Origin of the sequence: Rhizohabitans arisaemae (genome assembly GCF_025996515.1) — a bacterium.
Lineage (GTDB): Bacteria > Actinomycetota > Actinomycetes > Streptosporangiales > Streptosporangiaceae > Rhizohabitans > Rhizohabitans arisaemae.
This window is the reverse complement of record NZ_BLRH01000060.1, coordinates 722313-734977: the sequence shown is the minus strand read 5'-3', so window position 1 is coordinate 734977 and position 12665 is coordinate 722313. Positions and strand designations below refer to the sequence as shown.

At 67.3% G+C, this 12665-nt stretch carries 13 protein-coding genes; 9 read left to right on the top strand and 4 right to left on the bottom strand.

All coding sequences use genetic code 11. The annotated features are described in order from the left end of the window. The first annotated feature begins 117 nt into the window (after positions 1-117). The 7 genes from RUR_RS31890 to RUR_RS31855 all read left to right on the top strand — a co-directional run bounded on the left by RUR_RS31890 (position 118) and on the right by RUR_RS31855 (position 5536). A complete protein-coding gene (locus tag RUR_RS31890) occupies positions 118-651 on the top strand; it encodes a fascin domain-containing protein (RefSeq protein ID WP_283138935.1) in 534 nt (177 codons plus the stop codon). A 145-nt stretch (positions 652-796) separates the two neighbouring features. After that, positions 797-1381 (top strand): fascin domain-containing protein, encoded by a 585-nt coding sequence (locus tag RUR_RS31885; RefSeq protein WP_283138934.1) that lies wholly within the window; start codon positions 797-799, stop codon positions 1379-1381. A 180-nt stretch (positions 1382-1561) separates the two neighbouring features. Then, positions 1562-1945: a toxin-antitoxin system YwqK family antitoxin gene (locus RUR_RS31880; protein WP_283138933.1), complete on the top strand. Its 384-nt coding sequence runs from the start codon at positions 1562-1564 to the stop codon at positions 1943-1945. Between the two features lie 78 nt (positions 1946-2023). Then, positions 2024-2464, top strand: coding sequence for a hypothetical protein (locus RUR_RS31875; protein WP_283138932.1), 441 nt, complete (start codon positions 2024-2026; stop codon positions 2462-2464). A 26-nt stretch (positions 2465-2490) separates the two neighbouring features. Further along, positions 2491-3126: a DedA family protein gene (locus tag RUR_RS31870; protein WP_283138931.1), complete on the top strand. Its 636-nt coding sequence runs from the start codon at positions 2491-2493 to the stop codon at positions 3124-3126. Positions 3127-3380: 254 nt separating this feature from the next. Continuing rightward, positions 3381-4247, top strand: coding sequence for a GNAT family N-acetyltransferase (locus tag RUR_RS36740; RefSeq protein ID WP_346349084.1), 867 nt, complete (start codon positions 3381-3383; stop codon positions 4245-4247). 350 nt (positions 4248-4597) lie between these two features. Further along, positions 4598-5536 carry a phosphotransferase gene (locus tag RUR_RS31855; RefSeq protein WP_283138930.1) on the top strand — a complete coding sequence of 313 codons (939 nt, stop codon included), beginning with the start codon at positions 4598-4600 and terminating at the stop codon, positions 5534-5536. A 97-nt stretch (positions 5537-5633) separates the two neighbouring features. On the opposite strand, the gene RUR_RS31850 is transcribed toward RUR_RS31855, so the two are convergent. Beyond that, positions 5634-6179: a flavoprotein gene (locus tag RUR_RS31850; RefSeq protein ID WP_283138929.1), complete on the bottom strand. Its 546-nt coding sequence runs from the start codon at positions 6177-6179 to the stop codon at positions 5634-5636. Positions 6180-6542: 363 nt separating this feature from the next. Continuing rightward, complete coding sequence (locus tag RUR_RS31845; protein WP_283138928.1) at positions 6543-7118, bottom strand: TetR/AcrR family transcriptional regulator; 576 nt, start codon at positions 7116-7118, stop codon at positions 6543-6545. Positions 7119-7212: 94 nt separating this feature from the next. On the opposite strand from RUR_RS31845, the gene RUR_RS31840 reads away from it, so the two are divergent. Together RUR_RS31840 and RUR_RS31835 are read left to right on the top strand one after the other, a co-directional pair. Continuing rightward, a complete protein-coding gene (locus tag RUR_RS31840) occupies positions 7213-8394 on the top strand; it encodes a cytochrome P450 (RefSeq protein ID WP_283138927.1) in 1182 nt (393 codons plus the stop codon). Positions 8395-8721: 327 nt separating this feature from the next. Continuing rightward, complete coding sequence (locus tag RUR_RS31835) at positions 8722-9804, top strand: pyridoxal-phosphate dependent enzyme (RefSeq protein ID WP_283139859.1); 1083 nt, start codon at positions 8722-8724, stop codon at positions 9802-9804. A 78-nt stretch (positions 9805-9882) separates the two neighbouring features. On the opposite strand, the gene RUR_RS31830 is transcribed toward RUR_RS31835, so the two are convergent. Together RUR_RS31830 and RUR_RS31825 are read right to left on the bottom strand one after the other, a co-directional pair. Then, the gene (locus RUR_RS31830) at positions 9883-10374 is read right to left on the bottom strand and encodes a YfbM family protein (RefSeq protein WP_283139858.1); all 492 of its coding nucleotides are present in this window, start codon (positions 10372-10374) and stop codon (positions 9883-9885) included. Positions 10375-10690: 316 nt separating this feature from the next. Beyond that, positions 10691-12391, bottom strand: coding sequence for an HNH endonuclease signature motif containing protein (locus RUR_RS31825; RefSeq protein WP_283138926.1), 1701 nt, complete (start codon positions 12389-12391; stop codon positions 10691-10693). Positions 12392-12665: the final 274 nt, after the last annotated feature.

The window sequence follows — 12665 nt, the reverse complement described above, 5'->3', positions numbered from 1 at the left end:
TGTGAACCGTGACGGCGTGGTGCCGTTACAAGTCTTCCTTTGGATAGCAGACACCAGGAGTGAAGGTTGAAGCACGCACGGCTTCGGCGTGAGGTACGTCGAGTTTTTCAGGGAGCAGTGGCGGCGGTGGCCGTGCTTGCGTTCGGCGTACCCGCGCAGGCCGCGACGTCGTCCGTGCCGGCGGGAATCTCCATCTCCCAGATTCTCGCCTCCGGAGTCCGGCAGTCGGCCTGTATGCAGAATGTCACTTTCACCTCCCAGGCCAACGGCCGGTTGGTTTCGGCGGAGCTGGGGAACGGCGGCGAACTTCACGCGATGTTGCGGGCTCGCGCCACGGCTATCGGAGAGTGGGAGCTCTACACCGTCTGCATCGACGGGGCGAACTCCTTTCTCTATTCCCAGGCCAATGGGGCGTACGTTTCGGCGGAGCTGGGGAACGGCGGTGGATTGAACGGGATGTTGCGCGCCCGCGCGTCCGAGCTCGGTGCATGGGAGCGGTTCTCGCTGGAGAGCTGCGGAACCGGGTGCGTGGCGATTCGATCCAGTGCCAATGGGCTGTATGTCTCCGCGGAGCTGGGGAACGGCGGTGGGCTGCATGGGATGCTGCGCGCCCGCGCGTCCACGGTCGGTGCATGGGAGCGATTTCAATGACCGGTGAAGTCTTCGGATTCCGCCGTGGTCGGCAGCTCGGCCGCCGGATCGCATAACCGCGTCGAGGTAATCGCTGGGCTGTGAACCATGACGGCGCAGGAGTCCGTTGTGGAGGCCTTCTTCAGGTACCCGAAAGGAGCACAACATGAAGCACGTCGGTTTGTCGCGCGGCATGCGAAAGCTCTTCCAGGTGGCGGTGGTGATGTCGGTGGCGCTCGGTCTCGGGACATCGGCCGCGGCCGCGACGTCGGCGACCGTACAGACGATTCCCATCTCCCAGCTTGTCAACTCCGGCCCGCTGCCCCCGTCGCCCTGCACCTCGAACGTCACCATCAAGTCGCTGGGCAGCGGCTACTACGTCAGGACGGATGTCGGGGGCGCCGGTTACTTCCACGCGATGCTGCATGCCGTCGCCTCCGCCGTCGGCAACCAGGACCTCTACACCGTCTGCCAGGGGCTGTACACCACCATCCAGTCTCAGGCGAACGGCATGTACGTGGCCGTGGAGCCGACCTACCCCCGGATCTACACCTCGATGTTGCGGGCCCGCTCGTCGGCGGTCGGAGCGGCGGAGAAGTTCGCGCTCCACAGCTGTGGGACCGGGTGTGTGGCCATTAGGTCGTACCTCAATGACACATATGTTGCGAATGAGTTCTGGTACAGCGGTACCTCGCACGCGATACTGCGGGCGCGCTCCGGGGGTATCGGGCAGTTCGAGAAGTTCCAGTGACCTGCGGCGTCCACGGCGGCAGCCGGTGACGAGAGCCGGATGTCCGGTGGATCCGATGGAGGCCACCGGACATGAGGGTTAGATGTTACTTATATAAGCGATCCCTGATATTCTCGGGTTCGGAGAGGGCCGACGGGCGCTGTACCTCGGGCCACGGACCTAGTCAGGGGGAGCGGGACAATGGCGACCGAGAAGCCGGACGGAGAGGCCCCCGTGTCCGGGCTGGTGGAAGAGCGCTTCAAGGACGGGAAGCTGTCCGGGGTCGGCCACTACCTGGACGGCGAGAAGTCAGGCGAGTGGAAGTACTACTACCGCAACGGGCGGCTGAAGGCCGCGGGGAAGTACTCCCACGGCAAACTCGACGGAAGCTGGGTGTGGCACCGCGAGAACGGCAACCCGCTGCAGGCCGGTGACTTCGACGACGGCGAGCAGGTCGGACTGTGGCGTCGCCACCACCCCAACGGACAACTGCTCGACGTCGGGGAGTACGTCACGGGTAAGAAGACCGGCGAATGGCGGCACTTCGATGCGGACGGCAACCTTCTTCGCACCAGGCGGCACTGAGGAGCCCGTACCCGGCGGGGAACGTCGAGCGGGGACGTAGGCTGTCGGCCGGGGATCGGTGCGACGGATGAGGTTGGCATGCTCGATGACAAGACGCAGGAGACGCTCCGGCGTCTCCTTGATCTCGCCGAGCATCCGGCCACGCCCGCGACCGAGCGGAGTCTGGCCCTGGCCCGGATCCGGGCCATGGTGCTCTCCCCCAAGGTCGACGGCCGTCCGGTGAACGGGATCGAAGCGCAGATCCTGCAGAAGATCAGACCGCTCACCCGATGGGTCGACGAGGAACTCGTATCGGAAGTCCACGGCGATCTCTACACACTCAGTGCCCGGCATATGGTGATCAGAGAGGCGGCGGAGGAGATGGCGGAGCTGCTCACCCGCTGGACGAGCGTGGCCCCGCAGAAGCGGCACCGGTACGGCGACGCGGTCCGGGCGGCGGCGTCACGGCTCGTCTACCTCCTGGAGCGCGGTGATCTTCTCCGGACGCAGTCCTGGCGGAACCGCCGGGCCGCCAAGTAGCCGGGTCGCCCATTGGGGGAACGCGAATGGTTGCCATGGTCGAGGCACTGCTGGGCTTTCCCTATGCGCTGATCCTGCTGGGCATAGGACTGATCGCGTTCGCCGGCTCGATTGTCGGGTTGAACGTGCTGCTCCCGAACGGGACGGCGGTGGTGATCCTCGCGACCACGGCGACCGATCCGCTGCGGTTTGCGATCATGCTCGCCGTCGTCGCGGTCGCGGTGTCCGGCGGGGATCATGTGGACTACTGGCTGGGGCGCAGGTACGGCGGGCGGGTGCGGGAGACCCGCCTGGTCGGCTGGATCGGCAGGAGTCACTGGGATCGCGTGCTGGGCTTGCTGGAACGGTACGGCCCCGCGGCTCTGCTGGTCACCCGGCTGATTCCGGTGGTCCGCACCGTGACTCCGGTGGCGGTGGGCGCCTCGCGAGTGCGATATCTCCGATTTCTCCCTGTATCTCTACTCGGGGGGCTGATGTGGGGAAGCCTGTATGTCGGTATCGGGGTGTTCGCCGGGGCGTCCGCGCAGTATGTCGAGCGGCAGGTGGGGCGGGTCGGCGGCATCGTCCTGCTGATCATCGTGATCGCCGCGGTGCTCGCCTGGAGCCGATATCGCCGCCACCGCGTCCGGGTCGCCCGCGAATCAGGCGAGGGATCGCCGTAGGTGACGAATGAACAGTGGCGCGTGAGCATCGCCGCGGCCTGCGGCCGCCGTTCTCAATATGCCGAAATATCCGCTCTTACGGGATATCGCTGGTAGATACGGTCTAATACCTCATTGTGGATGGGCAGTGACTTGTCGGCTTGACGGCTGATACGAGGGAATGCCCCGATAGTTCTCGTGCGCTTGGTACTCTGCGTGACTGATCGGCAAACTGATGAACCGGTGCGGCGACTCGGACGGGGTGGATGCGCGGTATGGACGGTATGACGCAGCGGACGGTGGACGACCACGCTCAGACCTCCGGCCCCGAACTGCTGTTCCGCCCGGCGACCTCGGCTGATGTGCCGGCGCTGGTCGACCTGGTGAACTTCGCGTATCGGGGTGACGGCGGACGACAGGGGTGGACCACCGAGTCGGATCTCCTGGCGGGACCACGTTGCGACCCCGAGGGCTTGGCGGAGGTCATGGCGAAGCCGTACACCATGGTCCAGGTCGCGGAGCGGGCCGGAGAGCTGATCGGCTGCTTCGAGCTGGAGCGGGTCAACGCGGATGACGCCTATTTCGGGATGTTCGCCATCAGCCCGGCGGCGCAGGGCGCCCAGGTGGGTACCCGTGTCCTGCGGGAGGCCGAGCGGATCACGGTGGAGTGGGGGTGCCGCCGGATGGTGCTGAAGACCCTCGTGCAGCGTGAGGATCTCGGTGATTGGTACGAGCGCCGCGGCTACCGCCGCAATGGAGAACTGACCCCGTTTCCGTACGGCGAGGAGAGGTTCGGCGTTCCGACGCGGCCCGACCTGCAGTTTGAGGAGCTGGAGAAGGTCTTTCCGGTGACGAGGACGCCCGCGTCCCTCGCCGAGGTCCGTGATCGCATCGACGCGATCGACGCCGAGTTGATCGGGTTTCTCGCCCGCCGCCAGGATCTGGTCCGGGCCGCCGCGGGATTCAAGCGCGACGAACAGGGCGTACGGGATCCGGAGCGGGTGGAGCGGGTCGTGGCCGGAGCCAGGTCGAAGGCGGAGGCCGTAGGGTTGGCCCCGGAGGTCGCCGAGGCCGTCTGGCGTTCCATGATCTCCGCGTTCATCGAGCTGGAGCTGGCCGAACATCGAAGCACGGCCGGCTGACAGGCGCTTCCCCGGCACATCGGCGGTCTCCGGCGGGGCGGTACAGCCCGGCGGTTGTGTCGTCTTGTGTGATCGGCGGCTACCGGGAGCCATGAATCGAGATGAGGCAGAGACGATCTTCGATTCGCGGGTTCTGTCGTAGGCCTATGCCGGGATCCTGAAGCAGGATCGGGTGCGCACACGATTGTCCTCATCCACGACTTCACCCCCGTTCGGGACCCGGTGGTCGCGTTTTGGAGCGGGGAAGTGTTTCATGGCGATTTCGCGATGGATCGGGATCGCTATGCCGACGGGCTTGGGGCGAAAATCGATTGCGCCGGCAGGAGGGCCCGGCGATAGCGTCATGTGCTGTGTCCGTCGAAACCGAGAGCCGGCATCCGCCTGCGTCCGGTGTCCGGATCTCGTGGGATGACGTGCATCCGCCTGTTCGCAGCGGAGTCGAGAGGTTCCTCGGCGGCAAGGTGATCGAGGCGGCCACTCAGCACGGGGGCTTCTCGCCGGGTGCGGCCGTACGGCTTCGGGTGGACACCGGGCGACGTGCGTTCGTCAAAGCGGTCAGTCCGGCACAGAACGACGTGGCGGTCCGTCTCTACCGGGCCGAGGCCAGGGCCACGGCCGCCTTGCCGGAGGCGGCGCCCGCACCCAGGCTTTTGGACACCTTCGAGCTTGACGACTGGGTCACCCTGATATTCGAGGACATCGACGGGCGTCATCCGATGAACCCGTGGCGCCGCGACGAACTCGACCGGGTGTTCGCCGAGTCGGAGCGCATGCCGGTGATGTCGGCTTCGTCGGGGTGCGCGTTTCCGATGATCGCCGAGGAGTTCGACTCGGCGTTCCGCGGTTGGCGCAGTCTGATCGACTCGGACGTCTCCGGCCTTGATCCATGGGCGTCCCGGCATTTGGACGGGCTGGTCGAGCTGGAAACCGGCTGGGCGGCGGCTGCGGCGGGCGACTCGCTGGTCCACGGTGACCTGCGTGCCGACAACATCCTGCTGACCCCCGATCGCGTCTACTTCGTCGACTGGGCTTATCCGTGCGTGGGTGCGCCCTGGTTCGATCGGCTGGCCATGGCACCATCGATCGCGATGCAGGGCGGTCCGCCTCCCAGGGAGCTGATCGCCGATCCCGACCCGGCCATCACCCGGGTGGTCGCGGCTTTCGCCGGCTTTCTGGTGTGGCAGAGTCGCCTCCCCGATCCGCCTGGGCTGCCCACCGTGCGGTCGTTCCAGCGGGCTCAGGGCCTTATCGCGCTGGACTGGCTGCGTGAACGGACCGGCTGGGACTGATCGGGCCGGATAGTCTTCGTCGGCTTAAGCCGGTATGACGATTGTCTGGCAGACCAGGAACGTCACCCTAGGCAGGTGCGTAGCCGTACAGAACTGATCATTTATGGGGCTTTGCCGAAAGGCGGGCGAGCTCCGTGAGCGTGAGGTGCCAGGGCGGAGGGGCGGCCTCGCCGTTTGGCGGGTGCGGCTCGAACGCGCCCGGTCCGAGCAGGATGGACACGCCCTCCTCGCGTAGCCGGTCCACACTCTGCCGGAAGGGGAGCCGTCCCGCGAGCGCGCTGTTCACGAACGGGAGTACCACGACGGGGATGCCCAGGCCGACTGCTTCGGCGAGCACCCCGAGGGCGTAGGTGTCCGCGATGCCCTGCGCGAACTTGTTGATCGTGTTGAAGGTCGCGGGGGCGACGATGACGGCGTCCGCCCGGGGCGGTTTCGGCTCATCGGGGGAGCGGTATCGGCTCCGGATCGGACGCCCGGTGAGCCGCTCCAACTCGGGCACGTCGATGAAAGCGAGTGCAGCCGGAGTCGCGACCACCTGGGGAATCCAGCCGTGCTGCCGGGCAAGTCCGACTAGCGTCCCGATCTCGCCGGCGGGCCCGGCCCCGCAAACGACGAGATAGAGCACCTTTCCGGCAGAGGTCATGCGGCTACTCCTGGGGACGAAAGTGGCTGTGGGTACTCTTCGTGGATCTGAGACACCTCTTCATCGGATACCGACGCAAAGATCCTAGGTAACGGTCGACCCTTTCACCGATACACCAGGACGTGCTCGGCCAGGTGTCCGTGGTCGAGAGGCTGAGGGCGGCCCGAAGAAGGCGCGAGCGCCGGAAAGCGGTTTCTACGTTGACCGTACGATTCCCGTACCCGGCATTGCATCTGGTCTCCGTAAGCCTGGCCTTGAACCCAGGCCCGTGCCAACGGCCGCTGCCCGCCGCGGATGGTGCTCGCTTGAACCCCACAGGCCGTACCGCTTTCTCCTGCCACCTTCTTCGGCCGTCGGCAGACGTCAGGTTTGGGCGGCTTGGATGACGCCTTGGATGGCGAGGTTGATGCGGTCGGCCGCCGTCGGCAGGTCGGGTTGACCGGCGTCGAGCCAGGCGATGACGGCTTCGATGGTGAACGCGGGGATGACGGCCGACGCCCAGTCCAGCCAGGGACCGGCGGGGACGCGCCGGGCGAGGCTCCGCCGGGTGAGTTCGGTGGAGAGCCTGGTGATGTTGTCGGTGAACTCGCGGAACTCGGGTTCGCGGGCGGCGTGCCGGAACAGGAGCCGGAACCCGCCCGGGTCAGTGGCGGCCGCGTCAAGCAGCGCGACAAGGGAACCCTCGTCGTACTCCTCGCCTCGCACCTCCTCCAGGACGCGGAGACAGGCACGGTCGAGGACGGCCCGGTAAAGATCGGCCTTGGAGTCGAAGTGCCGGTACAGCAGGACGCGGGTGATCGCCGCCTCGGTGGCGATGTCGTCCAGGCTGGTGGCGCTGTATCCGGTCCGGGCGAAGGCTTGGGTGGCCGCGTCCAGGATCTGCTCACGTCGTTCGGCTCGCGGCAGACGGCGGATCGGTGCCTGCCCGGTGGTGCTCATCACGCTTAGTCACGCCTCTTGTTTACTTAAAGATGTACATGTAGCTTTGTTAACTGCCAAGTATATAAACGGGGAATGTCGGGAGTAGATGGGTATGTCACTACCTATTCAGCTGCCTTTCGAGCAAGCGCACCCCCTTGAACTTCCGCCGAGGCTGCGGACCCTCCGGGAGCAGGGACCGGTGCACCGGGTCCGCACTTCAGTCGGTCATGAGGCATGGCTGGTCACCGGCTATCAGGAGGTCCGGTCCCTGCTCGCCGACGACCGGTTCGGCCGCTCCCACCCCGAGCCGGACAAAGCGGCACGGATGGGTGAGTCACTGCTGTTCGGCGGCCCCATGGGGAACCACGAGACCGAGAAAGCCGATCACGCCCGGATGCGCTCGCTGCTCCAGCCCCACTTCTCACCAGGGCGGATGCGCAGGCTACGGTCGCGCGTCGCGACGCTCACCACCGAACTCCTGGACGAGCTCGCCAAGAACGGATCGCCCGCCGACCTGCACCAAGCGATCGCGCTACCGCTGCCCATTCTGGTGATCTGCGAGCTGCTCGGCGTTCCCTATGAGGATCGAGCCGAATTCCGTACCTGGTCGGAGGCCGCAGGAGACGTCACCGACAGGGAGCGCTCCTCCTGGGGGCTCAACGAGCTGTACGCGTACGGTTCGCAGCTGGTTGTCCGTAAACGCGCGGAACCTGGAGACGACGTCATCTCCCGGATGTGTCTCGCCGGAGAGATGGCGGACGATGAGATCGCCATGATGTCCATGGGGGTCCTGTTCGCAGGACATGAGACCACGGTGGTGCAGATCGGGCTGGGGACCCTTCTGCTGCTGACCAACCCGATTCAGCGTCAGGCCGTGCTGGACGATCCCTCCATGATCGGCGCAATGATCGAGGAGATGCTCAGGTCGCCCACCAAGAGCGGAAACGGCGGTGGCATCCCGCGCTACGCCCATGCCGACGTCGAAGTCGGCGATGTGCTCATCCGTTCCGGCGAACTGGTCATCCTGGACACCAGCGGCGCGAACCACGACCCGGCGGAGTTCACCGACCCGACTCTGTTCGACATCCACCGGTACGGCGCCGCCCATCTGACCTTCGGCCACGGCCCGCACTACTGCATCGGCGCGCCGCTGGCCAGAATCGAACTCCAGGAAGTGTTCTCGCAGCTCATCCCGCGATTCCCCACCCTGCGCCTGGCGGTGCCGATCGAAGACCTCCGGATGAGGCACGACACCTTGACCGGCGGCCTGGTCGAGCTCCCGGTCGCCTGGTGACCCATCGCCGGGTACGGCCTGCGGCAGCCGCTCTTCCCGTCGACCCGGTGGCGGTCCTGCTGACCTGAAGGCACCTGGACCGTCCGGGCAGACAGGCGTTCGCGTTCTCCGGTTTTCCGGAGGACGTCTTCCGGGGACGTTTTCTTAAGAGGTGTCCCGCGATGGGTCGGCACCGGCGACATATGACCTGGCCTGCTCCGAGCGGGCTCGGAACAAGAGGCTCCGGAGTCGGCCGGGTGAGTGCCGTACAGCACGTGAACTTGTGTTTCCCTGGTAGGCGCTTTGGTCGACACCGGACGCGGCTGCGTTCCCAGTACTGTCCGGCACATGAGTGCGGTTCATCCCCACGTATGGGCGGCTGACGCGATCAGGCGCGTACGGGCAGACGGGCCAGGTCTCACGCCCACACCGCTTCGGCCGCTTCGCATGCCTGCGCTTGAAGGCATCGAGATCTACCTCAAGGACGAATCGACGCTCCCCACGGGCAGCATGAAATACCGCCTGGTTCGTGCCATGTTCTGTCAGGCGGTCGCCGACGGGGCGATCAGAGCAGGCACGCCCGTTTTCGCGGCTACAGGCGGGGCGGTCGCGGTCGCCGGAGCCCTGTTCGCCAAGCTGCTGGACGTGCCGTTCACCGCGGTCGTGCCGGCGAAGACTCCGGCGGAAGTCCTGGACCGAATCGAGCGCGAGGGTGGGCAGTGGCAGGTGGCAGAGCAGCCACCCGCGGCGATTCAGGAGGAGACCCGTGCTTTGGCCGCGCGCTACGGCGGCTACTTTCTGGACCACTTCACCGACGCTGAACGGGCGGTAGCCGGTTGGGACGGCCCGACGATCGCCGACGAGATCTTCGGTCAGCTGGAAGGCGAGCCGAATCCTGTCCCGGAGTGGATCACGACCGGTGCGGGAACCGGTGCCACATCGGCGGCGATCGGGCGTCACCTGCGGCGACACGGCCACCTGACCCGGCTGGCCGTGGTGGACCCGGAGAACTCCGCCTACTTCCCGGCGTGGGCCAGCGGATGCGACGACTACACCACGGGGATGCCGTCGCGTATCCCGGGCATCGGCCGACCGCGCATCGAGCCCGGCTTTCTGCCGACGGTGATCGATCTGGTGATTCCCGTACCGGACGCCGCTTCGATCGCGGCGATGCGGTGGCTGCGCAGTACGGTCGGCATAGAGGCTGGACCGTCGACCGGCACTAATCTGTGGGGTTTATGCCATCTGGTGTCGCGAATGCGCGCCGCCGGGGGACAGGGCAGTGTCGTCGCGCTCATCGGGGACGGTGCCGAGTTCTACCGGTTGACGCATCTGAGTGCGGAGTGGGTTCGCGCGCGTGGTCTTGATCCCGCACCCTACGAGGCCGAGCTCGAGTGCTTCGCCCGTACCGGGGAGTGGTCGGCTGGGTGATCCCATGCTGGGTACACAGTGATCTGTGCCGATCGGAGTCTCTTGGGGTGGTGATCGGGGTTTCTGAAAGGCGCCGTTTCAATCGATCCACACGATTATGGCCTCGCCGTATCGAGCGGCAGCCTTGAAAAAGGGCACAATCGGCTGAAACCAGCTTTGTACCCATACGAGCGCATCGGGCTCGTCCCACATCTGCGGGTAGATCTCAGCTCGGGTCAGGTCAGCCGGATCGGTATCTTCAACAAGATCGTTGAAGGAGATCTTGGCTAGCGCATCGGCAGCGAGCTGAACCTGCTCAGCGTCCAAATACTTCGGTGGTTCATACCCCCAGTCCTCATCGGTGAAGGTCTGCTCCCCATAGACGATGTCCACCGGAAAGCCGACCTGCTCAAGGAGGAAGCCGATCGCATGCCACGCTTTGTGGGTCGTGAGATAACGGGCATCGAACGGTCGTCGCTGTACGTCGTCCTCCGCATCCATGACCGCCTCGGCGAAACCCACGGCCCATTCCGGGTCCCCGATCGCCTGAGCCAGTTGGGCGGTCGTTACCCGTAGATAGTTCCCATTCATGCTCACCGGCTCAGGGTAGGGAGGTCTCCTGACAGTTCACTTCGTAGGTGAGGGATAGCGGCTCGATCCCACATGCGGATCAGGTCTTGGCAGTCCCCAGGACATCAGCCAGTCCGGCTCATCCCACAGGGGGCGTGAAGGGCAAGCTTGTTCAGGACCGTTGGTCCTCCACGAAGCCGTTCCACCCTCACCGTTCCACCCTCACAGACGTGGAGAACGGGGCCCGAGTGAGGGTACGCCGCCGTGTACCCACGTACGGGCCCATAGGTCTCGCCGGCCGCGATCCCGTCGGATGGGGCCGGTCGCCGGGGCCGGTTCAGGCGGCGTGTTTTCGCATCCAGGGTGGCCGGAGGATCCGGTACACCACCGTCCCGTCCGCCTTGCGGACGATCTCATAGGCACCGGGATGGTCGGCCTTGTGCCGGTTGTGGAACCCGCACACGCAGGCCAGATTGGTGATGTCGGTCGGGCCGCCGAACTCCCACCCCTCGACGTGGTCCACCTCGCACGCCCGGGACGGGACGTCGCACTCGTCCACCGCGCAGGAGGCGTAGCGGACCGCCAGCACCCTGCGCTGGGCATCGGAGGCGAACCGGATTCTGTGTCCCAGGTAGAGCGGCCTGCCGTCACCGGCGAGCAGCAGCACCGAAACCCCGTGGTTGAGGGCGATCCGCCTGGCCTGGGCCGCGCTGAGCGGCGTGCCGTCTGCCAGGCGGGCGTCGACGATCTCCCATCGGCCCGTGCCAGCGGGACCGGTGACCGCACCAGCACCGGCGCCGGGGGCGACCCGGAGGCCGGGCGGGGTCCGGGGATCGGCGGCGTTCCCGGTGTCGGCTTCCGATCCGGGTTCCCGGGCGGGCCCGCCGCCATCTTCCCGGGCTGGCCCGTCGGCCTTTCCGCTCTCACCGGTGAGAGGCCGCGCCGCCTTGGAACGCGGGGCACATCCCGGCGACGGCCCGGTTCCGGCCGCCTCCCCGGTCCCGGCCGCGGTGCCCCGCCCAGCCGCCTCCGGGGAACCGGGGGCGAACACGGGGGCGCGGCCGGACCGCCGGGCAAGGGGAACCACGTCACCGGACAGGGAACCGGTCACGGCTCCCTGCGGGCTTTCGCCCGCACCTGCGGCGGCCGTGCCAGACGAGGACGCGGCACCGTCGCACGACCTCCCCGCCCCACCCGGCGGTGCCGGGCCGTCCGAAGGCGGCGCGACACCACCGGATTCGACCCCGGCCCCGGTGCCCGCCAACGTGATCACGACGACGGCTTCCTGGCCCCGCCCGTCCCGGGTCAAGAAGGTGCGCAGGGCGGCGGCGTTGCGCCTGCCCCGCGTCCCCGCACCGGCGGAGGCCGTCCGGGAGGTCAGCGGGTCCAGCTTGGACTGCAGAAGCTGCTTCAGCTCGGGGTCCAGCCACCCGTTCACCCACGCCCCGCCGTCCGGGGAGTCGTTCACCTCAAGCCAGGAATCGGCGTACCCCCTGCGGGTGTCGCCGTCGGGGGAGTCGCCCCGCACAGTCTCGACGATGCGCTCCCCCGCCTTGCGGACCTGCTCCACCGTCCCCCCGGCCTCGGCCAGTCTCAGCAGGATCCCCTCCGCCGCCGCGGTGTCCGCGTCGTCCAGGTGCCTGACCGCACGGCAGATCGCCGCCGCGTACCCCGCAGGAAGCCGATGCCCCTCAAACCGCTCGGCCACCTCCGGCAGCCGGCGCAGGGTCCGGGCCAGGGCCAGCCGGTCGGCGGCCACCGCCGTACGGGTCCCAAGCCCGGTGGCCAGCCACGCCCCCGTCCCGGCGAAGCCGTGTGCCTTGGCCTGCCCGCAGGAGTCGATGCGCTCCACCAGCGGGGCCAGCGCCACCTCCACCGCGTCGGCCACGTCCCCCAGCAGCGCCGCCCGCTCCATGCAGGCCGCACCCGAGCCGGGGACGGGAAGCCGGGCGCACGCGGCGGCCAGCCGGAGTGTCGCCTCCAGCACCTGCTGTGGCGTGGCCGTGGCCGGGTCCACGCTCACCGTCTCCGATTCCATACGGACAGTGTCGCATCGGCCACCGACAGTTTCCGAAGGGTTCGCCTGGAGGAGAACCGGCCCTCACTGTGAACCCGCAGCCGCCTCGGCCGGACCGGGCTCCCGATGCCGGATCGACCGCTACGCAGCTGCCGGACCCACCCAGGCAAACGAGGAAACCACCGGCAAACCATCCTGGACCGGGGCGACGGTACGCTCGCCAGGCCACCTGCTCACACCGGTCCGTGCCGGGGCGGCCGGGGCCGTACCCGCTCATCCCTCAGCCGTGCAGCCG